At 56.8% G+C, this 22248-nt stretch carries 22 protein-coding genes and 2 pseudogenes; 14 read left to right on the top strand and 10 right to left on the bottom strand.

Features of this window, described 5'->3' with window-relative positions:
• The first annotated feature begins 108 nt into the window (after positions 1 to 108).
• The 4 genes from FY206_RS14585 to htpX all read left to right on the top strand — a co-directional run bounded on the left by FY206_RS14585 (position 109) and on the right by htpX (position 4532).
• Positions 109 to 606, top strand: a complete 498-nt coding sequence (locus tag FY206_RS14585) for a GAF domain-containing protein (protein WP_032641259.1) — start codon at positions 109 to 111, stop codon at positions 604 to 606.
• A 96-nt stretch (positions 607 to 702) separates the two neighbouring features.
• On the top strand, positions 703 to 1389 hold the full coding sequence (proQ, locus tag FY206_RS14580) for an RNA chaperone ProQ (protein ID WP_032641257.1): 687 nt from the start codon (positions 703 to 705) through the stop codon (positions 1387 to 1389).
• A gap of 19 nt (positions 1390 to 1408) precedes the next feature.
• Entirely contained in the window at positions 1409 to 3457 is a 2049-nt protein-coding gene (gene prc, locus FY206_RS14575; RefSeq protein ID WP_024909720.1) for a carboxy terminal-processing peptidase, read from the top strand.
• A gap of 193 nt (positions 3458 to 3650) precedes the next feature.
• Entirely contained in the window at positions 3651 to 4532 is an 882-nt protein-coding gene (gene htpX / locus FY206_RS14570; protein WP_014884290.1) for a protease HtpX, read from the top strand.
• 50 nt (positions 4533 to 4582) lie between these two features.
• On the opposite strand, the gene FY206_RS14565 is transcribed toward htpX, so the two are convergent.
• The gene (locus FY206_RS14565; RefSeq protein WP_032641253.1) at positions 4583 to 5956 is read right to left on the bottom strand and encodes an MFS transporter; all 1374 of its coding nucleotides are present in this window, start codon (positions 5954 to 5956) and stop codon (positions 4583 to 4585) included.
• 179 nt (positions 5957 to 6135) lie between these two features.
• On the opposite strand from FY206_RS14565, the pseudogene FY206_RS14560 reads away from it, so the two are divergent.
• Positions 6136 to 6303, top strand: a pseudogene (locus FY206_RS14560) (helix-turn-helix domain-containing protein); the annotation flags it as partial.
• Here the strand turns inward: FY206_RS14560 and FY206_RS14555 are convergent.
• The 3 genes and pseudogenes from FY206_RS14555 to pabB all read right to left on the bottom strand — a co-directional run.
• A pseudogene (locus FY206_RS14555) lies at positions 6290 to 7117 on the bottom strand (L-serine ammonia-lyase); the annotation flags it as partial. The pseudogenes FY206_RS14560 and FY206_RS14555 overlap by 14 nt on opposite strands.
• Positions 7118 to 7301: 184 nt before the next feature.
• Entirely contained in the window at positions 7302 to 7880 is a 579-nt protein-coding gene (locus FY206_RS14550; protein ID WP_032641227.1) for a CoA pyrophosphatase, read from the bottom strand.
• A gap of 6 nt (positions 7881 to 7886) precedes the next feature.
• On the bottom strand, positions 7887 to 9212 hold the full coding sequence (pabB, locus tag FY206_RS14545; RefSeq protein WP_032641225.1) for an aminodeoxychorismate synthase component 1: 1326 nt from the start codon (positions 9210 to 9212) through the stop codon (positions 7887 to 7889).
• Between the two features lie 61 nt (positions 9213 to 9273).
• On the opposite strand from pabB, the gene FY206_RS14540 reads away from it, so the two are divergent.
• Positions 9274 to 9456 carry a YoaH family protein gene (locus FY206_RS14540; protein ID WP_008500497.1) on the top strand — a complete coding sequence of 61 codons (183 nt, stop codon included), beginning with the start codon at positions 9274 to 9276 and terminating at the stop codon, positions 9454 to 9456.
• A gap of 6 nt (positions 9457 to 9462) precedes the next feature.
• Here FY206_RS14540 and FY206_RS14535 read toward each other — a convergent pair whose 3' ends face one another.
• Positions 9463 to 9807 (bottom strand): RidA family protein, encoded by a 345-nt coding sequence (locus tag FY206_RS14535; RefSeq protein ID WP_032641223.1) that lies wholly within the window; start codon positions 9805 to 9807, stop codon positions 9463 to 9465.
• A 133-nt stretch (positions 9808 to 9940) separates the two neighbouring features.
• On the opposite strand from FY206_RS14535, the gene yoaA reads away from it, so the two are divergent.
• The 5 genes from yoaA to rnd all read left to right on the top strand — a co-directional run bounded on the left by yoaA (position 9941) and on the right by rnd (position 16320).
• Complete coding sequence (gene yoaA, locus FY206_RS14530) at positions 9941 to 11851, top strand: DNA repair helicase YoaA (protein WP_032641221.1); 1911 nt, start codon at positions 9941 to 9943, stop codon at positions 11849 to 11851.
• Positions 11852 to 11917: 66 nt separating this feature from the next.
• The gene (gene tsaB / locus FY206_RS14525; RefSeq protein ID WP_077064185.1) at positions 11918 to 12613 is read left to right on the top strand and encodes a tRNA (adenosine(37)-N6)-threonylcarbamoyltransferase complex dimerization subunit type 1 TsaB; all 696 of its coding nucleotides are present in this window, start codon (positions 11918 to 11920) and stop codon (positions 12611 to 12613) included.
• Between the two features lie 37 nt (positions 12614 to 12650).
• A complete protein-coding gene (locus FY206_RS14520; RefSeq protein ID WP_032641217.1) occupies positions 12651 to 13232 on the top strand; it encodes a Slp family lipoprotein in 582 nt (193 codons plus the stop codon).
• Between the two features lie 203 nt (positions 13233 to 13435).
• Positions 13436 to 15121, top strand: a complete 1686-nt coding sequence (gene fadD, locus FY206_RS14515) for a long-chain-fatty-acid--CoA ligase FadD (RefSeq protein WP_077064186.1) — start codon at positions 13436 to 13438, stop codon at positions 15119 to 15121.
• A 71-nt stretch (positions 15122 to 15192) separates the two neighbouring features.
• Positions 15193 to 16320 carry a ribonuclease D gene (gene rnd, locus FY206_RS14510; RefSeq protein ID WP_100249860.1) on the top strand — a complete coding sequence of 376 codons (1128 nt, stop codon included), beginning with the start codon at positions 15193 to 15195 and terminating at the stop codon, positions 16318 to 16320.
• A gap of 86 nt (positions 16321 to 16406) precedes the next feature.
• Here rnd and minE read toward each other — a convergent pair whose 3' ends face one another.
• The 3 genes from minE to minC are packed head-to-tail and all read right to left on the bottom strand — an operon-like array spanning position 16407 to position 18220.
• A complete protein-coding gene (gene minE, locus FY206_RS14505; RefSeq protein WP_024909868.1) occupies positions 16407 to 16673 on the bottom strand; it encodes a cell division topological specificity factor MinE in 267 nt (88 codons plus the stop codon).
• A 3-nt stretch (positions 16674 to 16676) separates the two neighbouring features.
• Positions 16677 to 17489, bottom strand: a complete 813-nt coding sequence (gene minD, locus FY206_RS14500) for a septum site-determining protein MinD (protein WP_032641210.1) — start codon at positions 17487 to 17489, stop codon at positions 16677 to 16679.
• A gap of 23 nt (positions 17490 to 17512) precedes the next feature.
• Positions 17513 to 18220 (bottom strand): septum site-determining protein MinC, encoded by a 708-nt coding sequence (gene minC, locus FY206_RS14495; RefSeq protein ID WP_032641208.1) that lies wholly within the window; start codon positions 18218 to 18220, stop codon positions 17513 to 17515.
• A gap of 123 nt (positions 18221 to 18343) precedes the next feature.
• Between minC and FY206_RS14490 the strand changes: the two genes are divergently transcribed.
• The 3 genes from FY206_RS14490 to FY206_RS14480 all read left to right on the top strand — a co-directional run bounded on the left by FY206_RS14490 (position 18344) and on the right by FY206_RS14480 (position 19860).
• Positions 18344 to 18619 (top strand): YcgL domain-containing protein, encoded by a 276-nt coding sequence (locus tag FY206_RS14490; protein WP_032641206.1) that lies wholly within the window; start codon positions 18344 to 18346, stop codon positions 18617 to 18619.
• A gap of 47 nt (positions 18620 to 18666) precedes the next feature.
• Positions 18667 to 19326, top strand: coding sequence for a fumarylacetoacetate hydrolase family protein (locus FY206_RS14485; RefSeq protein ID WP_032641204.1), 660 nt, complete (start codon positions 18667 to 18669; stop codon positions 19324 to 19326).
• Between the two features lie 93 nt (positions 19327 to 19419).
• Positions 19420 to 19860 (top strand): YcgN family cysteine cluster protein, encoded by a 441-nt coding sequence (locus FY206_RS14480; protein ID WP_032642632.1) that lies wholly within the window; start codon positions 19420 to 19422, stop codon positions 19858 to 19860.
• Positions 19861 to 19985: 125 nt separating this feature from the next.
• On the opposite strand, the gene dsbB is transcribed toward FY206_RS14480, so the two are convergent.
• Both dsbB and nhaB read right to left on the bottom strand, forming a co-directional pair.
• Positions 19986 to 20516, bottom strand: coding sequence for a disulfide bond formation protein DsbB (dsbB, locus tag FY206_RS14475; protein ID WP_032641201.1), 531 nt, complete (start codon positions 20514 to 20516; stop codon positions 19986 to 19988).
• A 46-nt stretch (positions 20517 to 20562) separates the two neighbouring features.
• Complete coding sequence (gene nhaB / locus FY206_RS14470; protein ID WP_032641198.1) at positions 20563 to 22101, bottom strand: Na(+)/H(+) antiporter NhaB; 1539 nt, start codon at positions 22099 to 22101, stop codon at positions 20563 to 20565.
• Positions 22102 to 22248: the final 147 nt, after the last annotated feature.

The raw sequence follows: 22248 nt of genomic DNA, 5'->3' as shown, positions 1-22248 counted from the left end.
TGAAAGTTATAATAACTCATGAACGGATTCATCTTGAGCATGAGCGCATTTAATGCTTATTTTAATAGGCTATGCGGTAATTTTGTAAGACAACTAAGTGATTGAATAATGAACAAAACAGAATTCTACGCGGATCTTAACCGCGATTTTAAGGCATTGATGGCGGGTGAGACCAGCTTCTTAGCCACTCTGGCAAATACTAGCGCATTGTTGTTTGAACGTCTCTCTGACGTAAACTGGGCAGGTTTTTACCTCCTTGAAGGTAACACGCTGGTGCTCGGTCCGTTCCAGGGCAAACTGGCCTGCGTGCGTATCCCGGTAGGGCGTGGCGTATGCGGCACGGCGGTGGCTGAAAATCAGGTACAGCGCGTGGAGGATGTACACGCGTTTGACGGACACATTGCCTGTGATGCCGCCAGTAATTCTGAAATCGTTCTGCCGCTGGTGGTCAAAAATCAGATTATTGGCGTTCTGGACATCGACAGTACGGTCTTCAGTCGCTTTACAACCGAGGACGAACAGGGGCTGCGCGAGCTGGTGGCGAATCTGGAAAACGTACTCGCTGCAACCGATTATCAAAAATTCTTTGCGAGCGTCGCAGGATAATCAACGGATAACGTAGCATTTACTGATAGCGTCATTATAATGACGCCTGTTCATGCCTGCGCTTGTTGGCAACGTCCGTTGTAATCAGGAAATTTCATGGAAAATCAACCTAAGTTGAATAGCAGTAAAGAAGTTATCGCATTTCTGGCCGAGCGTTTCCCGCAGTGCTTCAGCGCGGAAGGTGAAGCTCGTCCCCTGAAAGTCGGTATTTTTCAGGATCTGGTGGCGCGTGTTGAAGGGGAAATGAACCTCAGCAAAACTCAGCTGCGTTCCGCCTTACGTCTTTATACTTCGAGCTGGCGCTACCTGTACGGTATCAAACCTGGCGCGACCCGCGTGGATCTCGACGGCAACCCGTGCGGTGAGCTGGACGAGCAGCACGTTGAGCACGCGCGCAAGCAGCTTGAAGAAGCCAAAGCACGCGTTCAGGCACAACGTGCAGAACAGCAAGCGAAAAAACGCGAAGCCGCCGCGGCAAACGGCCAGGAAGACGCGCCTCGCCGCGAGCGTAAACCACGCCCTGCGCCGCGTCGTCACGATAATAACGATCGCAAACCGCGTGCAGACAAACCAGCAGCAAAAGCCCCGCGTGCCCCTCGTGAAGAGCCGCGCCATACGCCGGTTTCTGACATTAACGCCCTGAGCGTAGGTCAGGCGCTGAAGGTCAAAGCGGGTAACAATGCTATGGACGCCACCGTACTGGAAATCACCAAAGATGGCGTTCGTGTACAGCTGACTTCTGGTATGTCAATGATTGTACGCGCAGAACACTTGTTGTTCTGAAACGGAGGCCAAGCCTGGCATGAACACTTTTTTTAAGCTCACCGCGCTGGCGGGCCTGTTTGCTATAACAGGTCACGCTTTTGCAGTGGACGATATCACGCGTGTTGATCAAATTCCGGTACTCAAGGAAGAGACGCAGCACGCGACGGTGAGCGAGCGCGTGACCTCACGTTTTACCCGCTCGCACTATCGTCAGTTCGATCTCGATCAGGCCTTTTCGGCCAAAATCTTTGACCGCTATCTGAACTTGCTGGATTACAGCCATAACGTTTTGCTCGCCAGCGATGTCGAGCAGTTCGCTAAGCGTAAATCCGAGGTGGGTGACGAGTTGCGTTCAGGCAAGCTGGATCTGTTCTACGATCTCTACAACCTGTCGCAAAAGCGCCGCTTTGAACGCTATCAGTACGCGCTGAAAGTGCTTGAACGTCCAATGGACTTTACCGGCAACGACACCTTCAATCTGGACCGCAGCAAAGCACCCTGGCCGAAAGATGAAGCCGAGCTGAATGCGCTGTGGGACGGTAAGGTTAAATACGACGAGTTGAGCCTCAAGCTCACCGGCAAAGACGAAAAAGAGATCCGTGACACGCTGACGCGCCGTTACAAATTTGCCATTCGTCGCCTGGCCCAGACCAACAGTGAGGATGTTTTCTCGCTGGCCATGACGGCCTTTGCGCACGAAATCGATCCGCACACCAACTATCTCTCACCACGCAACACCGAACAGTTCAATACCGAAATGAGCCTTTCTCTGGAAGGTATCGGTGCGGTGCTGCAGATGGACGATGATTACACGGTGATCAATTCGATGGTCGCGGGCGGCCCGGCATCCAAAAGCAAAGCGATTAGCGTAGGCGATCGTATTGTGGGTGTAGGCCAAACCGGCCAGAACATGGTCGATGTGATCGGCTGGCGTCTCGATGACGTGGTTGCGCTGATCAAGGGTCCGAAAGGCAGCAAGGTTCGTCTGGAAGTTCTGCCAGCCGGTAAAGGCACCAAAACCCGTATCGTTACCCTGACCCGCGAGCGTATCCGTCTGGAAGACCGCGCGGTGAAAATGTCGGTGAAAACCGTGGGTAAAGAGAAGGTTGGGGTGTTGGATATTCCTGGCTTCTACGTTGGGCTGACTGACGATGTGAAAGTTCAGCTTCAAAAGCTTGAAAAGCAGAACGTCAGCAGCATCATCATCGACCTGCGCAGTAACGGCGGCGGGGCGCTGACGGAAGCGGTTTCCCTCTCTGGCCTGTTCATTCCATCTGGCCCGGTGGTTCAGGTGCGCGATAACAACGGTAAAGTGCGTGAAGATGCCGACAACGACGGTGTGGTCTACTACAAAGGCCCGCTGGTGGTTCTCGTTGACCGCTTCAGCGCTTCCGCGTCAGAGATCTTCGCCGCTGCGATGCAGGACTATGGCCGTGCGCTGATTGTCGGTGAGCCAACCTTCGGGAAAGGCACCGTTCAGCAGTACCGCTCTCTGAATCGTATTTACGATCAGATGCTGCGTCCGGAATGGCCTGCGCTGGGCTCGGTTCAGTACACCATTCAGAAATTCTACCGCGTGAACGGCGGCAGTACGCAGCGTAAGGGCGTTACGCCGGACATCATGATGCCGACAGGCACGGAAGAGACGGAAACCGGCGAGAAGTTTGAAGATAACGCCTTGCCGTGGGACAGCATCAATGCCGCGACCTACGTGAAGGCGGGTGATATGACGCAATTTGGCCCTGAACTGCTGAAAGCGCATAACGACCGCATCGCGAAAGATCCGGAGTTCCAGTACATCATGAAGGACATCGCACGTTTCAATGCCCTGAAGGATAAGCGGAATATCGTGTCTCTTAACTACGCGCAGCGTGAGAAAGAGAACAACGAAGACGATGCAACCCGCCTGGCGCGTATCAACGATCGCTTTAAGCGTGAAGGTAAGCCTCTGCTCAAGAAACTGGACGATCTGCCAAAAGATTACCAGGAGCCGGATCCGTATCTGGACGAGACGGTGCATATCGCTCTCGACCTGGCGAATCAGGAAAAAGAGAAGCCTGCCGTACAGCCCGCTCCGGCAAAATAATCTCCCAACAGGCACAAGAAATTGTGCCTGTTTCTTTTTGTTCTCTATCCATCCGTCAGCCTGATTTCCAATTGTGTAAAGTTGTGTCTTTCTGGTGACTTACGCCCGCCGGATGCTTGAAAATAGCCGTAATACCCATACGATGTGGGTAATCGCATAGTGCGTTTTGTTAAACTGAGGTAAAAAGAAAATTATGATGCGAATCGCGCTCTTCCTGCTCACCAACCTGGCGGTCATGGTGGTTTTCGGGCTCGTGCTAAGCCTGACAGGAATTCAGTCGAGCAGCGTTCAGGGTCTGTTGATTATGGCGCTGCTGTTTGGTTTTGGTGGCTCGTTCATCTCCCTGCTGATGTCGAAGTGGATGGCCCTGAAATCGGTGGGCGGTGAGGTTATTGAACAACCGCGTAACGATATGGAACAGTGGCTGATGAACACGGTGGCCCAGCAATCCCGCCAGGCCGGGATCGCCATGCCGCAGGTGGCGATTTACCATGCTCCAGACATCAACGCGTTTGCCACGGGCGCCCGTCGCGATGCGTCCCTGGTTGCGGTTAGTACCGGACTGCTGCAGAACATGAGCCGTGACGAAGCCGAAGCGGTTATTGCCCACGAAATCAGCCATATCGCAAACGGTGACATGGTGACCATGACCCTGATTCAGGGCGTCGTGAACACCTTCGTGATCTTTATCTCCCGTATCCTGGCGCAGATTGCGGCAGGCTTTATGGGCGGCAACCGCGACGAAGGCGAAGAGAGCAACGGTAACCCGCTGATCTATTTCGCCGTGTCTATGGTCCTGGAACTGGTGTTCGGTATTCTTGCCAGCATCATCACCATGTGGTTCTCCCGCCACCGTGAATTCCACGCGGATGCCGGCTCGGCGAAGCTGGTGGGGCGTGAGAAGATGATTGCCGCGCTGCAGCGCCTGAAAACCAGCTACGAGCCGCAGGAAGCGAACAGCATGATGGCCTTCTGCATCAACGGGAAATCCAAATCGCTGAGCGAGCTGTTTATGTCTCACCCGCCGCTGGATAAACGTATTGAAGCGCTGCGCAGTGGGGAATACCTGAAGTAACGCAAAGAACCTTATTAAGCCGGGCAGGAGAACACTCCGCCCGGCTTTTTTTATGCCTGAACCCTGGGCTGGGTCACCCGCAGGCCGCTGACGATAGCGGCGAGGGAGGCAAGTGCACCTGCGGTGAGCAGTGCAACATGGTTGCCGTTTTGTCCGGCGAGGTTAAACATCAGGGCGACCAGCGCCGCCCCGCAGCTTTGTCCCAGAAGGCGAGCGGTCCCGAGCATGCCGCTGGCACCTCCGCTGCGATGACGCGGCGCGGAGGTGATGATGGTGTGGTTATTGGGGGACTGGAACAGGCCAAACCCCGCGCCGCACAGGATCATGCGCCAGATGATGTCTAAATCGGTTGGCGATGAGGGGAGCAATGCCAGCGCGAACAGGCCTGTCGCCATCACCCCCAGCCCCAGCGCGCCCAGTAAACCGGCATGAACGCGTTCAATTAAGTAACCCGCCAGCGGCGCCATCACCATGGTCGCCAGAGGCCAGGGGGTTAACAGCAGGCCTGTTTCCACTTCTGAACGCCCGATCGTGCTCTGCAGAAAGAAGGGGAGAGAAACCAGAGCCAGCATCTGGGCGCAGAACGAGCAGACTGACGTGCAGATGGAGAGCGAAAAGAGGGGAATGCGCAGCAGATCGACGGGCAGTAGAGGCACGGGAAGCGTGAGCTGGCGGCGAACAAAGAAGAAGCCGATTGCCAGCAGGGCGATGAGCTCAGCGCCAGTGAGTAACAGAGATTGTCCCTGCGCAAAGCCGCTCAGCGCCGTAATCAGCAGGCCAAAGGTCAGGGCATTCATCACCGCGCTCGCCACATCGAAGCGCGGCATGGTGCTTTTGGGACCGTTAGCGGGAAGAAAGCGCAGGGCAAAGAAGATGGCGACCATACCCAGCGGCACGTTAATGGCGAACAGCCATTGCCATGACGCAACGGAAAGGATCGCCGCCGCAATAGTTGGCCCGGCAGCGGAAGAGACGGCGACAATAAACGAGTTTATTCCCATGCCGCGACCCAGATGGCGCTGCGGATAAATGAGGCGGATCAGCGCCGTGTTTACGCTCATGAGCGCCGCGCCGCCAAAACCCTGCGCAATGCGGGCCAGCGTCAGGGTATGCAGCGAGTCTGAAAGGGCACAAAGCAGGGACGTGAAGGTAAACACTACCAGACCGCACTGGTACACCCGACGGTAGCCGAACATATCGCCCAGAAAAGAGAACGAGAGCAGGGAAACCACAATCGCTATCTGATAGGCGTTAACAATCCATATTGAGCTGGCGGGAGAGGCGTGCAGGTCGCTGGCGATGGTTGGCAGGGCAACGTTCGCGATTGCGCCGTCCAGAACGGCCATTGAGATACCGATAATGATGGTCGCTATCGCGCCATACCGCTGGGGTAAAGGCAGGCCATCGGAAAGGTTTTTTTCCATGAGGATTAAAAAAGCTCAGCGTGAAATTATTCTCAGGGTAACTATTTTAGCACTGTTACAGGCGTGATATGTCGCAGATTTGTAACGAAGTAAACGCGGATTGATTGCAGGTGACATGACGGGAACTTATAATAAAAACCGGTTCTGATTTTTATAAAACACTCTCTATGAGGTGGTAAATGGCTATTGCGGATTTGGATAAACAGCCAGATTCTGTTTCTTCCGTGCTGAAGGTGTTTGGCATCTTACAGGCGCTGGGAGAAGAGCGTGAAATAGGTATTACAGAGTTGTCGCAGCGCGTGATGATGTCAAAAAGCACCGTGTATCGCTTTTTGCAAACTCTTCGTTAACCGCCAGGGCAAACATGTTGACCCAGTCGACCACGTTCATCGGGTCGTTGGAGAACTTGTCCGTGGTCACCAGCATACGGCGCAGGGCCGAGGCACGACGCGGCACGCGCAGTGGACCCGGCAGAACGCCTTCGGTGTTCATTCCGCGGTCGATACAGGCGCGCATGGTTTGCCAGACGTTCGCAAAATAGTCTTCAATCTCTTTTTTGCTGTGCAGGGCCAATTCGTTCTGCATCACCATGCCGGACAGGGACAGGCCGGTCTGCTTGCAGTAGCCCAGCATCTCGGTCGCCGATTTGAACGGGTACGGTACGCTGACGTCGCCGACGCTGTCTTTGCCAAAATGCTCTTCATCCACGATGAAGCCACCGCCGATGGAGTAATACGTTTTGCTGTAGATCTCTTTTTCACCGCTAAACGCGTGAATGGTCATGCCGTTTTCGTGCAGCGGCAGGTTGTCGCTGCGGAAACGCATGCCGTCATCCTGCGGGAAATCGACTTCCTGCTGGCCGTTTGCCAGCAGCAGGCGACCGCGTGTTTCCACGTCGCGGATGAATGCCGGGATGGCATCAATATCAACGGTATCCGGCATGTTGCCAGCCAGACCCATAATAATGGCGATATCGGTGTGGTGGCCTTTACCCGTTAAGGACAGCGAGCCATAAACGTCTACGGCAACACGGGTAACGCTTTCCAGTAATCCTTTTTCGACCAGATCATCGACGAACTGTTTACCGGCCTTCATCGGGCCAACAGTATGGGAAGACGAAGGGCCAATTCCCACTTTGAACATGTCGAATATACTAATCACTTTCACACTCCTGACAGGGTTACCGGGGTTCCAGTAACGATGTTATAACTGCGCATAGTGTAAGAGGGAACACCGACCTCGGCTTAACTATTCACATGAATTAAACTAATGGTTAACGATGGGTTTTGCTAATAGCGCGACGCCGATCGCAAACCTGCAAAAAACGAGGGAATGTAAAGTATAGTCAAGGCTTCAAGCCGATTTGCAACGCCAGCTCGCGAATAATGCCCGCCGTCATGCCCCAGACAAAATAATGCTGATACCAGGACAACCAGACCCGATGGTCATGCCCCCGACGCTGAATATCCAGCGGGTGATAGCGGCTCAGTCGGAGGGCTTCATCCAGCGGCATTTCAAACACCGCAGAGACTTCATCGACGCTGGCGTGATACTGCAGGCCCGGCGGGATAATGCCCACCACCGGCGTGACCTGAAAACCGGTGACGCTGTCGACGGGCGGCAGCACGCCGATCACCTCCACGGCCTCCGGCGGAATGGCAACCTCTTCCTGGGCTTCGCGCAGCGCGGCGGCAATCAGCGAGGCGTCGGTGCTGTCTACCGCCCCCCCCGGAAAGGCAACCTGACCGGCGTGTTTACGCATATGCGGCGAGCGCTGGGTGAGCAGCAGGCCAGGCTGCGCGCGTCGCACGACCGGGATCAGCACCGCCGCCTGACGCTGATTCAGCGCTTCGCGGTTGACCTGCGGTCGTAATAGCTGAAAGCGAGATAAAAAGTCATCCAGCGTCAGGTTCTCTTTTTCCACCCGTGATTACTCCAGTTGTTTCAGGATACGGTTAACCTTATCAAAGGTTTCCTGATATTCCGCATCGACCTGGCTATCGGCGACAATCCCGCCTCCGGCCGAACAGTAAAGATTGCCGTTACAGGCCGTCAGCGTGCGAATGGTAATGCTGGTATCCAGCGTGCCGCACAGGCTGATATAGCCGATGCTGCCGCACCAGGCGTTGCGGCGCTGCGGCTCCAGCTCGTCGATAATCTCCATCGCCCGCACCTTTGGCGCGCCGGTGATGGAGCCGCCCGGGAACGCGGCGCGCAGCAGGTCGCAGGCCGTGCGCGAATCGGGCAGCCGCGCGGTAACGGTGCTGACCAGATGATGCACCGCCGGGAAAGGCTCGACGACAAACAGTTCCGGCACGCGGACGCTGCCCGGAACGGCCACCCGGCCAATGTCGTTACGCATCAGATCGACAATCATCAGGTTTTCGGCACGGTCCTTCGGGGAGCTGGCCAGCTTTTCCGCCTGCTGGCAGTCGGCGTCGGGATCGGCAAGACGCGGAAGGGTGCCTTTAATCGGACGCGTCTGGATCGCGCCCTCGGCCAGATGAATAAAGCGCTCGGGTGACAGGCTGAGTATGGCCCCCTGTTCCAGGCGCACAAACGCGCTGAACGGCGCCTTATTGCTGGCGTTAAGGCGGGTAAAGGCCTGCCACTCATCCCCCCGGTATGTCGCCTGGAAGCGCTGGGCGAGGTTCACCTGATAGCAGTCGCCGCTGTGCAGATAGGCCTGAACGCGCGAAAACTTTTCGCCATACTCCGCGGCGCTCATGTTCGAGCGCCAGCCGGAGGTCAGCGTGAACGTCTCTGCGGGTGCAGGCTGCTGCGCTTCAAGCCACGCCAGACGCGCCTGGGCGTCACGATGGCTCAGCAGGGAAACCGTTTTTTTCTTATGATCGACAATTAACGCCCAGTCATAGAGCCCCACGGCCATGTCCGGCAGGGGAATATCAGCCTGCGCATGCTCCGGCAGCGTTTCGAAACGGCGACCCAGATCGTAGCCAAACAGCCCCAGCGCGCCCCCCTGAAAAGGGAGGTCCGGGTTCGGTGTTGCAGATAAGCCCAGCGCGTTAATCGCCTGCTGAAGCTGCGCCAGCGGATCGTCCGTTAACGACAGATCGTCGGTAGTCAGCGTTTTTATCGGATCGGCGACCAGAATATCAAAGCGGCTATAGGGGTGGTCCGCATGGCCGGAGTGCAGCAGCATCGCAAACGGAAGATGGCTCAGGCGGGCAAACCAGAACTCAGCGGCGTCTGCGCGCCAGGGCAAGGTAATAACAGTGGGGAAGCGCATGTTCATGTGTGGCATACTACCGGGCAGCGTGAAATAATTAGCGCGAATAATTTAGCAGGAGTTGACGATGTTTGCAGGTTTACCTTCTCTGAGCCATGAACAGCAGCAGAAAGCGGTTGAGCGAATTCAGGAACTGATGTCCCAGGGGATGAGCAGCGGACAGGCGATTTCCCAGGTGGCGGAAGAACTGCGCGCCACGCATACCGGCGAGCGGATCGTGGCGCGTTTCGAGGATGAAGATGAAGAGTAATCGGGCTTAAACCGCCGCGATAATCTTAATCTCGACCTTGTATTCCGGCTTCATCAGCGTGGCCTGTACGGTGCAGCGTACGGGCGCGTGACCCGCCACCACCCACGCATCCCAGGCTTTGTTCATTGCCGCGAAGTCTTCTTTGTTCGCCAGGAAAATCGTCGCATCCAGAATGCGGGATTTGTTGCTGCCCTGTTTTTCCAGCACCGCGTCAATCTGCGCCAGGGTGTTCGCCGTCTGCTCGAACGCGTCCGCGTCCAGGTTAGCCGGTACGCCGGTGTAGTAGAGCGTCTGGTTATGGATCACCACATCAGACCAGCGGGCTTCGGCATCAATGCGCACAATTGTCATAAACGTTTCCTCGTTATTTTTCGTCGTCAGGCCGCAAGACTGCCATATTGTTCCGGCGTCGTCACTATTTGGGGTGGCACAGGAGAGGATGGGCTGACATAATCCCTGTGCAAAAATACAGTGAGAGAGCACCGTGGCAGACGATTTTTCCCCTGAAGGCCAATTAGCGAAGGCGATTCCCGGCTTCAAACCCCGTGAGCCTCAGCGTCAGATGGCGCACGCCGTTGCGCGCGCCATCGATAAGGCTCAGCCGCTGGTGGTTGAAGCCGGTACCGGCACGGGTAAAACCTATGCTTACCTTGCGCCTGCGCTGCGGGCGAAAAAGAAGGTGATTATCTCCACCGGTTCGAAGGCGCTGCAGGATCAGCTCTACAGCCGCGATTTGCCCACGGTGGCAAAGGCGCTGAAATACAAAGGCCGTCTGGCGCTGCTGAAGGGGCGCTCCAACTATCTCTGCCTGGAGCGTCTTGAGCAGCAGGCGCTGGCGGGCGGCGACCTGCCGGTACAAACCCTCAGTGACGTGATTATCCTTCGCGCCTGGGCGAACCAGACCGAAGAGGGCGATATCAGCACCTGCGCGAGCGTGCCGGAAGACTCTCCCGCCTGGCCGCTGGTGACCAGCACCAACGACAACTGCCTCGGCAGCGACTGCCCGCTGTACAAAGACTGCTTTGTGGTGAAAGCGCGCAAAACGGCGATGGACGCGGATGTGGTGGTGGTGAACCACCACCTGTTCCTCGCGGATATGGTCGTCAAGGATAGCGGTTTCGGCGAGCTGATCCCAGAGGCGGACGTGATGATTTTCGACGAAGCCCACCAGCTTCCGGACATCGCCAGCCAGTACTTCGGCCAGTCGCTCTCCAGCCGCCAGCTTCAGGATCTGGCGAAAGATTTCACCATCGCTTACCGGACCGAACTCAAAGATACCCAGCAGCTGCAGAAGTGCGCCGACCGTCTGGCCCAAAGCGCGCAGGATTTCCGCTTGCAGCTCGGCGAGCCGGGCTATCGCGGCAACCTGCGCGAGCTGCTGGCGGACAAAAACATCCAGCGCGCGCTGCTGCTGCTCGATGATGCCCTCGAACTCTGCTATGACGTGGCGAAGCTGTCGCTTGGCCGCTCGGCGCTGCTGGATGCCGCCTTCGAGCGCGCCACCTTGTATCGCGGCCGCCTGAAACGGCTGAAGGAGATTAACCAGCCGGGCTACAGCTACTGGTATGAATGCACCTCGCGCCATTTCACCCTGGCGCTCACGCCGCTGACGGTGGCGGATAAGTTTAAAGAGGTGATGGCGCAAAAGCCGGGAAGCTGGATCTTTACCTCGGCAACCCTGTCGGTGAATGACGATCTGCATCACTTTACCGAGCGCCTCGGCATTGAGGAGGCGGAGTCGCTGCTGCTGCCCAGCCCGTTTGATTATGAAAAACAGGCGCTGCTCTGCGTCCCGCGTAATTTACCGCTGCCGAACCAGCCGGGCGCGGCGCGCCATCTGGCCGCGATGTTAAAACCGATGATCGAGGCCAACAACGGCCGCTGCTTTATGCTCTGCACCTCTCACGCCATGATGCGCGATCTCGCCGAGCAGTTCCGCGCCACCATGACGCTGCCGGTGCTGCTGCAGGGCGAAACCAGCAAAGGCCAGCTGCTCCAGCAGTTTGTCAGCGCCGGTAATGCCCTGCTGGTCGCCACCAGCAGCTTTTGGGAAGGGGTCGACGTGCGGGGAGACACCCTCTCGCTGGTGATCATTGATAAGCTGCCGTTTACCTCCCCGGACGATCCGCTCCTGAAGGCGCGCATGGAAGACTGCCGCCTGCGCGGGGGGGACCCGTTTGACGAGGTGCAGCTGCCGGAGGCGGTGATTACCCTCAAGCAGGGGGTAGGACGACTCATCCGCGACGTCACCGATCGCGGCGTGCTGGTCATTTGCGATAACCGGCTGGTGATGCGCCCGTACGGGGCGACCTTCCTCGCCAGCCTGCCGCCCGCGCCGCGTACGCGGGACATAAAACGCGCGGTGCGTTTCCTGGCAAACCCAACGGCGGAGTAATTTACCCCGGAGTGTGCTAAGATGCGCGCCATTTTGTGACTGACCCTTGCGAGAGCGCGACGACCGATGCGAATTCTGGCTATTGATACCGCGACAGAGGCTTGCTCTGTCGCTCTGTTGAACGACGGTGCTGTTTCTGCCCATTTCGAAGAGTGCCCTCGGGAACACACCCAACGCATTCTGCCCCTGGTAAAAGCCATTTTAACCCAGGGCAACACCTCCTTATCCAACCTCGACGCGCTGGCCTTTGGCCGCGGCCCCGGCAGCTTTACGGGCGTACGTATCGGGATTGGCATTGCCCAGGGGCTGGCGCTGGGCGCTGACCTGCCGATGATCGGCGTCTCTACCCTCGCCACCATGGCGCAGGGCGCGTGGCGCATGACCGGGGCAACGCGCGTGCTGGCCGCAATTGATGCCCGCATGGGCGAAGTGTACTGGGCCGAATACACTCGCGACGCGCAGGGCGTGTGGCACGGTGAAGAGACGGAAGCCGTGCTTAAGCCGGAAGCGGTCACTGAACGACTGCAGCAGCTGTCCGGTGAGTGGGCAACCGTCGGCACCGGCTGGCCGGCGTGGCCTGAAATGGCAAATAACACCGGGCTGACGCTGGTGGACGGCAATATGCTTCTGCCTGCGGCGGAAGATATGCTTCCGATTGCCTGTCAGCTGCTCGCAGCAGGAAAAACCGTTGCCGTTGAACACGCGGAGCCGGTTTATTTGCGAAACACCGTTGCGTGGAAGAAACTTCCGGGCCGCGAGTGAATCTCAGTAACAGGAACTGAGAAAAAGGAGTCGCATCATGGCGGTTCAGACTAAAGTGGTACGCCTTATTATGGCAGGCGCGTTTGCCATAGCACTGAGCGGATGCGTTTCCGTTCCTGATGCGATTAAGGGCAGTAGCCCGACGCCCCAGCAGGATCTGGTACGGGTAATGAATGCGCCTGAGCTGTACGTCGGCCAGGAAGCGCGCTTTGGCGGCAAGGTGATAGAAGTGCAAAACCAGCAGGGGAAAACCCGCCTGGAGATCGCGACCGTTCCGCTGGACAGCGGCGCGCGGCCTGTCCTGGGCGAGGCCTCTCTGGGGCGTATCTATGCGGACGTCAGTGGTTTCCTCGACCCGGTCGATTTTCGCGGACAGCTGGTGACCGTCGTGGGGCCCATTACCGGCACCGTGCAGGGCAAAATCGGCAGCTCGCCCTATAAATTTATGACCATGCAGGTCAACGGTTACAAACGCTGGCGGCTGGCACAGCAGGTGATCATGCCGCCTCAGCCGATCGATCCGTGGATGTGGGGTCCACATCCTTATCGTTACGGCTACCCGGGCTGGGGTTGGTATAACCCGGGCCCGGCACAGGTTCAGACGATCGTTACTGAGTAACTTACTGTTATTGTTGGAAAAGAGACAGCGGCTCAGCCGCTGTCTCTGTTTTTTTACGGATAAAACGAAAAAAAAGAGTGACGCGCTTCGCAACCTTAAATCTGAACAATTAATAAACTGGTACGCTGAGTTAATATAATGTTAACAAACTGTTTATTATCGGGGTTGTGATGACGACGAACACTCATTTCAGAGGTGATGCATTGAAGAAGGTTTGGCTTAACCGTTATCCCGCAGATGTTCCTGCTGAGATCAATCCTGACCGTTATCAATCCCTGGTGGAGTTATTTGAACACTCGGTAAGGCGCTACGCGGACCAGCCCGCATTTGTGAATATGGGCGAGGTGATGACGTTCCGTAAGCTTGAGGAGCGTAGCCGGGCGTTTGCGGCCTATCTGCAAGAGGGGCTGGGGCTGCAAAAAGGGGACCGCGTCGCGCTGATGATGCCGAACCTGCTGCAATACCCGGTGGCGCTGTTCGGCATCCTGCGAGCCGGGATGATTGTCGTCAACGTCAACCCGCTGTACACCCCGCGCGAGCTGGAGCACCAGCTGAATGACAGCGGCGCGACCGCGATCGTCATTGTGTCCAACTTTGCCCATACGCTGGAAAAAGTGGTCGACAAAACCCAGGTCAAACACGTCATCCTGACCCGCATGGGGGACCAGCTCTCGACCGCTAAAGGCACGCTGGTTAACTTTGTCGTCAAATACGTTAAGCGTCTGGTGCCAAAATACCACCTGCCGGACGCGATCTCCTTCCGCCGCGCGCTGCACGCGGGCTACCGCATGCAGTACGTCAAGCCGGAAGTGGTGCCAGACGATCTCGCCTTCCTGCAGTATACCGGTGGCACCACCGGCGTGGCCAAAGGCGCGATGCTGACCCACCGCAACATGCTGGCGAATCTTGAGCAGGTTAACGCCACCTACGGTCCGCTGCTGCATCCGGGTAAAGAGCTGGTGATCACCGCGCTGCCGCTCTACCACATTTTCGCCCTCACCATGAACTGCCTGCTCTTTATCGAGCTGGGCGGGCAAAACGTCCTGATCACCAACCCGCGAGATATTCCGGGCCTGGTGAAAGAGCTGGCGAAATATCCGTTCACCGCGATGACCGGGGTAAACACCCTGTTCAACGCGCTGCTGAATAACAAAGAGTTCCAGCAGCTGGACTTCTCCACGCTGCACCTCTCAGCGGGCGGCGGCATGCCGGTTCAGCAGGCGGTGGCCGAGCGCTGGGTGAAGCTCACCGGTCAGTATCTGCTGGAGGGCTACGGCCTGACGGAATGCGCGCCGCTGGTCAGCGTTAACCCGCATGATATCGACTATCACAGCGGGAGCATTGGTCTGCCGGTGCCTTCCACCGAGGCCAAGCTGGTCGATGATAACGATAACGAAGTCGCGCCGGGCGAGCCGGGCGAGCTGTGCGTCAAAGGTCCACAGGTGATGCTGGGGTACTGGCAGCGTCCCGATGCGACCGATGATATCATCAAAGACGGCTGGCTGCACACCGGTGATATTGCGGTGATGGATGACGAGGGCTTCCTGCGCATCGTCGATCGCAAGAAAGACATGATCCTGGTCTCCGGCTTCAACGTCTATCCGAATGAGATTGAAGACGTGGTTATGCAGCACAGCGGCGTGCTCGAAGTCGCCGCAGTCGGCGTGCCTTCCGGCAGCAGCGGCGAAGCGGTCAAGATATTTGTGGTCAAGAAGGATCCTTCACTCACGGAAGAAGAGCTGGTAACGTTCTGCCGTCGTCAGCTGACGGGCTACAAGGTGCCGAAGCTGGTTGAATTCCGCGATGAGCTGCCGAAATCCAACGTCGGAAAGATATTACGACGAGAATTACGTGACGAAGCCCGTGCCAAAGTAGACAATAAGGCCTGAGCTTCACGCTAATCGCCCAGACGCCGGTTAAGCCGGCGTTTTTTATGGGCGCAAACAAAAGAGAATCCGTTTTGAATTACCAGATGATCACCACCAACGACGAGCTGGCTTCGCTGTGCGAAGTGACGCGCGACTTTCCTGCCATTGCCCTGGATACCGAGTTTGTCCGTACCCGGACGTACTATCCACAGCTGGGGTTGATTCAGATGTTCGACGGTAAACACGTGTCGCTGATCGACCCGCTCGGCATTACCGACTGGACGCCGATGCGTGACCTGCTGCTCGATACCGCCGTGACGAAATACCTGCACGCGGGCAGTGAAGATCTGGAAGTCTTTCTGAACACGTTTGGCATTATGCCCCAGCCGCTGATCGATACGCAGATCCTCGCGGCCTTCAGCGGCCGTCCGCTTTCGTGGGGCTTCGCCGCCATGGTGGAGGAGTACACGGGCCTGGCGCTGGATAAAAGCGAATCCCGTACCGACTGGCTGGCGCGTCCGCTAACCGCGCGTCAGCTGGAGTATGCGGCGGCTGACGTGTTTTACCTGCTGCCGATTGCCGGACAGCTGATGAAAGAGGCAGAAGCCTCCGGCTGGCTGCCTGCGGCGCTCGACGAGTGCCGTATGACCCAGCAGCGCCGTCAGGAAGTGGTGGACCCGAAAGAGGCCTGGCGCGACATCAGCAACGCCTGGCAGCTGCGTACGCGCCAGCTGGCGTGCCTGCAGCTGCTGGCCGACTGGCGCTTGCGTAAAGCGCGCGAGCGCGACCTGGCGGTTAACTTTGTGGTTCGCGAAGAACACCTCTGGGCGGTCGCGCGCTATATGCCGGGCAGCCTGGGCGAGCTGGACAGCATTGGGCTTTCGGGCAGCGAGATCCGCTTCCACGGCAAAACCCTGCTGGCGCTGGTCGCTAAAGCGAAGGAGCTGCCGGAAGAGGCGCTGCCGGAACCGCTGCTGAACCTGATGGATATGCCGGGCTATCGCAAAGCGTTTAAGGATATCAAGGCGCTGGTGCAGGACGTTGCCACGGAAAGCAAGCTGAGCGCGGAGCTGCTCGCCTCACGTCGTCAGATTAACCAGCTGCTGAACGGGCACTGGAAGCTGAAGCCGCAGAGCGGCGTGCCGGAAATGCTGGCGGGATGGCGCGGGAAATTGATGGCCGATCGCCTGAATACGCTGCTGGAAGCCTACCCACGCTAAAGACGTGTAGCCCCGGTAAGCGCAGCGCCACCGGGGAAATTGCCGGGCGGCGCGACGCTTGCCCGGCCTACAAAATCACAAACGAATTAACGCGACTCTTCCGCTTCCGGGAGCGTTACGTTCAGCTCCAGAATCGAAATATCCCCGTCTTTTTGTTCCAGCTGCACCGTCACCATCTCCGGGTCAATCTGCACATATTTGCAGATCACTTCCAGGATGTCCTTGCGCAGCTGGGGCAGGTAGTGAGGCTCGGCGTCGCTACGACGACGCTCCGCAACGATAATTTGCAAACGTTCTTTTGCGATGTTGGCGGTGTTCTTTTTCCGCGAGAGAAAAAAGTCCAGTAATGCCATAACTTATCCTCCGAACAGGCGTTTGAGGAAACCTTTCTTCTCTTCTTCAATGAAGCGGAAAGGACGTTCTTCTCCCAGCAGACGGTCAACGGTATCGGCGTAAGCTTTACCTGCATCTGCCATTGTATCAAGGATCACTGGCTCGCCCTGGTTAGAGGCGCGCAGCACGGACTGGTCTTCCGGGATAACGCCCACCAGCTTGATGCGCAGGATCTCCAGCACGTCTTCCATGCTCAGCATGTCACCTTTGTTCACGCGGCCCGGATTGTAGCGGGTGAGCAGCAGGTGTTCTTTAATCGGATCTTCGCCATTTTCCGCACGACGGGATTTAGAGGCGAGGATCCCCAGAATGCGGTCTGAGTCACGCACGGATGAAACTTCAGGGTTGGTGGTGATGATGGCTTCATCAGCGAAATAGAGCGCCATCAGGGCACCGGTTTCGATGCCGGCAGGAGAGTCGCAGACAATGAAGTCGAACTCCATTTTCTTCAGCTCGTCGAGCACCTTTTTCACCCCTTCACGGGTCAGGGCGTCTTTGTCACGCGTCTGAGAAGCCGGGAGGATGTAAAGGTTCTCGGTGCGCTTGTCTTTAATCATCGCCTGGTTCAGCGTGGCATCGCCCTGAATGACGTTCACGAAGTCATACACGACGCGACGCTCACATCCCATGATGAGGTCGAGGTTACGCAGGCCGATATCGAAGTCGATAACGACGGTTTTCTTTCCCTTCTGGGCCAAACCTGTAGCGATGGCCGCGCTGGAGGTGGTCTTGCCAACGCCTCCTTTACCCGAAGTAACAACAATAATGCGTGCCATAGAAATTCCTTGTTAAAAAGGGATCAATTCAACGGTTGAACGGTCAACGCGTCGTCTGCCAGCAGCAGGCGAGCCGCTTTGCCATAAAATTCGGCTGGGATCTTGTCGCTCAGCCAATATTCACCTGCGATGGACACCAGTTCCGCCGTCAGATGAGTACAAAATATTTGCGCATCTCTATCGCCACTTGCCCCTGCGAGCGCACGTCCACGCATCATACCGTATACGTGAATATTGCCATCTGCAATCAGCTCAGCGCCAGCACTGACGTGGCTTGTAACAATCAGATCACAGTTTGGTGCATAAATGCGCTGACCGGAACGAACCGGCACATCAATCATTCGCGTTTTTGTGATGTTTGTAACGTTTTGCACCGCAGGAGGGGGCGTCTGGACGGCAGCGGGTGCCGCCCGGGGGGCTTTTTCTTTACCTTCATTCAGAAGCGGCAGCCCCGCACGGTCAATTTCCGCTTTCAGCTCGGTATCTTTGCAGCCGCTGATGCCCACGATACGCAGTCCGGTTGAGGAGACGGCCTGCTGGAGCAATGTCCAGTTAACCGATGCCTCAAGACCGCTGACGTTAATAACAACAGGGGCGTGCTTCAGAAAGGCGGGAGCCTGGGCGATTTTGTCTTCTAACGCCTGACGAATAACCTCGGGTTTTGCATCATGCAAATGTACCACTGATAAGGTGAAGCTACTGCCTTTAAGCTCGATGGGCGTGTTTGACATCCTGGCCTTACTCAATTTGCTATTAACCGCAACCATTCGCTGCGATATTCCGAAGAGTATCAGGCATGTTATAGTCAGGAGTATATTGAGGCAAGCAACCACCCATTAATTCAGAGTAAAAACATGTTTTGTGTGATCTACAGAAGTACAAGCCGTGACCAGACCTATCTTTATGTCGAAAAGAAAGACGATTTTTCACGCGTGCCTGAAGAATTAATGAAGAGCTTTGGCCGACCACAGCTGGCGATGCTGCTGCCGCTGGACGGTCGTAAGAAATTGATTAATGCCGATCTGGATAAAGTGAAAACGGCCTTAGCCGAGCAGGGCTATTATTTACAGCTTCCGCCGCCGCCCGAGAATTTATTAAAACAGCATCTTGAGGCGAACGGTAAAAAATAGTCTCAGCTGTTTTTGAGCACAACACATCAACCGTTTAGGGGTCGACCATGTATCAACATCATAACTGGCAAGGTGCATTACTGGATTATCCCGTCAGCAAAGTGGTCTGCGTGGGCAGCAACTACGCAAAACATATTAAGGAGATGGGCAGCGCGACGCCAGAAGAGCCGGTCCTGTTCATTAAGCCTGAAACGGCGCTTTGCGATATCCGTCAGCCGCTGGCGCTGCCGCAGGGGCTGGGCTCGGTGCATCACGAAGTTGAGCTCGCCGTGCTGATCGGCGCGACGCTGCGTCAGGCCTCCGAAGAACATGTCCAGAAAGCGATTGCCGGCTACGGCGTGGCGCTGGATCTGACCCTGCGTGACGTGCAGGGCAAAATGAAGAAAGCCGGGCAGCCGTGGGAAAAAGCCAAAGGGTTTGATAATTCCTGCCCGATTTCGGCGTTTGTGCCGGTGAGCGAGTTTACCGGCGATCCGCAGAACACGCCGCTCAGCCTGAAGATCAACGGCGAAATCCGCCAGCAGGGCACCACCGCAGACATGATCCATAAGATTGTGCCGCTGATCGCCTACATGAGCCGCTTCTTTACCCTGAAACCGGGTGATGTGATCCTGACCGGGACGCCAGAAGGCGTTGGGCCGCTGCTCAGCGGTGATGAGCTTGAGGTCGGTTTTAACGGCCTGTCGCTGAAAACCCGGGTGCTGTAACCCCATCTTGCCGCCTGAAGAGGGCGGCAAAACTTGCAACAACGTGCCAGACTCGTTATAAGGTGCGCTTTCTTTTGACGTGTGGACATCCTGATGAACGACATCCCTTTCTGGCAAAGCAAAACTCTCGACGACATGACTGACGCGGAATGGGAATCATTGTGCGACGGCTGCGGGCAGTGCTGCCTGCACAAGCTGATGGATGAAGATACGGACGAAATCTACTTCACCAACGTGGCCTGCAAGCAGCTAAACATTAAAACCTGCCAGTGCCGCAACTATGAGCGCCGCTTTGAATTCGAACCGGACTGCATCAAGTTAACCCGGGATAATCTGCCGACGTTTGAATGGCTGCCGCATACCTGCGCCTATCGCCTGCTGGCCGACGGGAAAGACTTACCGGCCTGGCACCCGCTGCTGACGGGGTCAAAAGCGGCGATGCACGGCGAGCGCATTTCCGTGCGCCACATTGCGGTGAAAGAGTCCGAGGTGCAGGACTGGGAAGACCACATTATGAATCACCCGACCCGTTGAGATGAAAAAACCCGCCGAGGCGGGTTTTTTATTGTGGTTGTGCGGCCTGATGCCCTCACCCCAACCCTCTCCCACGGGAGAGGGCGCAAACACTAAAAACGGCAACCGAGGTTGCCGTTTTGCTTTTACCTTCCGAAAAGATCGCGTTTCTTCGGCTTGAACGGCTGGGCAATCAGCACCAGCAGCGCCACGACGAAGTAGGCGACAAAAATCCCCACCAGCCACTGCGGCATCTCCAGGGTCAGGAATTCCCACTGGCGAACGGAGCAGTCACCGGAGGCAACAAACACCTGCGGCAGCCATTTGTCCAGCGGCAGCCAGCTCGGGAAGCGGGCGGCGAAATCACAGGTCATGAACGGCGACGGGTGCAGCTGCATCATGGTGTGCTGCCAGGAGAGCTCAATACCTTTCCAGGCGCTGTACAGCCAGATAGCAATCCCCGCATAGCGCAGCGGCGATTTTGGCGCAATTGCACCCACCAGGCCTGCGCCCATAATGCCGAACAGGGCGCAGCGCTCGTAAATGCACAGCACGCAGGGTTTCAGCCCCATGACATGCTGGAACCACAGCGCGACCATCTCCAGCGCAAAGGCGGTCAGGGCCATCAACAACCAGGCTCCGCGACCGCGGGAGCACTGGTTTAAAAATCTCAACATAATCATTTCCCTGGAACATGCTTAGAAAGCGCAGTGTAAACGAATTTTAGTGCGCCGCAAGTATACCCGCTTGTATCAACCATTGCGTACAGGGAATGAGGGTAATTTTGACGCAAAGCAATCCCACTATCGTGAGCACCAGCGTGTAGGGCAGCGCCATCCACACCATCCTGCCATAAGAAAGTCGTATGAGCGGCGCGAGGGCGGAGGTCAGCAGGAACAGGAACGCGGCCTGACCGTTTGGCGTCGCCACCGACGGCAGGTTGGTGCCGGTATTGATCGCCACCGCCAGCAGCTCAAACTGCCCGGCACTGATGACGCCTTGCTCCATGGCCGCTTTGGCCTCGTTGATGTAGACCGTCCCGACAAAGACGTTATCTGAAATCGACGAGAGCAGGCCGTTAAACAGATAAAACAGCGAGAGCTGAGCGTCCGGTGACGCCTGTAAAACAAAGGCAATAATCGGCGCGAACAGGTGTTGGTCGATAATCACCGCCACGACGGCAAAGAACACCGCCAGCAGGGCGGTAAACGGTAGGGCTTCGGTAAACGCCTTGCCGATGGCATGTTCGTCCGTCACGCCGGTAAAGCTGGTGGCGAGAATAATGACGGACAGGCCAATCAGCCCCACTTCGGCAAGATGGAGCGCCAGCGCGGCGATAAGCCAGACGCCGATGACCCCCTGCGCAATCAGTCGCAGCGTCTCCTGGCGCGTCCGCTGGCTGCGGCTCTGCAGATCGAATTTATGCAGCTCCTGACGTACCGGATCCGGGAGCTGCGCCCCGTAGCCAAAGAGGCGAAACTTCTCCACCAGCAGACAGGTCGCCAGGCCGAAGAAAAGCACCGGTACGCTCACGGGCGCCATTCTCAGGAAAAACTCACCGAAGTGCCAGCCTGCCGCTTTGGCAATGATCAGGTTTTGCGGCTCGCCCACCATGGTCATCACGCCGCCCAGGGCGGTACCGACCCCGGCATGCATCATCAGGCTGCGCAGAAACGCACGGAACTGTTCCAGCACGTCACGGTTATGCGCCTCGACGTGGCTGTCATCCTGTAAATCATCGCTCGGGCGGGACGAGGCCACGCGGTGGTAAATGCCGTAAAACCCGACGGCGACGCTGATCACCACCGCGACGACCGTCAGCGCGTCCAGGAAGGCCGACAGAAAGGCGGCCGCGAGGCAAAACGCCAGCGAGAGGAACATTTTCGACGGTATGCTGAGCAGCAGACGCGTGAAGATAAACAGCAGCAGCTGTTTCATGAAGTAGATGCCCGCCACCATAAACATCAGCAGCAGAAGCACTTCAAGATTTGAGGCCAGTTCTGCTTTGACGTGTTCTGCCGACGTCATACCGATGACGACGGCTTCAAACGCCAGCAGTCCGCCCGGCAGCAGGGGATAACACTTTAGCGCCATCGCCAGGGTGAAGATAAATTCCGCCACCAGCAGCCACCCGGCAATGAACGGGCTCACGCTAAAGAGGAGGGGGTTAACGACCAGGAACACCAGAAGAATAAGTTTGTACCAGTCCGGAGACTGGCCTAAAAAATTGCGCCACAGCGCGCGGCCAAAAGAAATTTCCACGACAGACGTCCTTCCCCGTCAAGTAAGACAAAACACCAGTATACGCAAAAATCGCGGCCAGCAGGCGGATAAGGCTCGATTGTAAATTTCACAAAAATGAAACGGCGATCCCTCTTTTCTCACTTTGCCGTGCTACCTGCTACTGCG

Origin of the sequence: Enterobacter chengduensis, from assembly GCF_001984825.2 — a bacterium.
Classification (GTDB): domain Bacteria; phylum Pseudomonadota; class Gammaproteobacteria; order Enterobacterales; family Enterobacteriaceae; genus Enterobacter; species Enterobacter chengduensis.
Note: the sequence above shows the minus strand (reverse complement) of the source record. Positions and strands in the feature narration are given on the sequence as shown.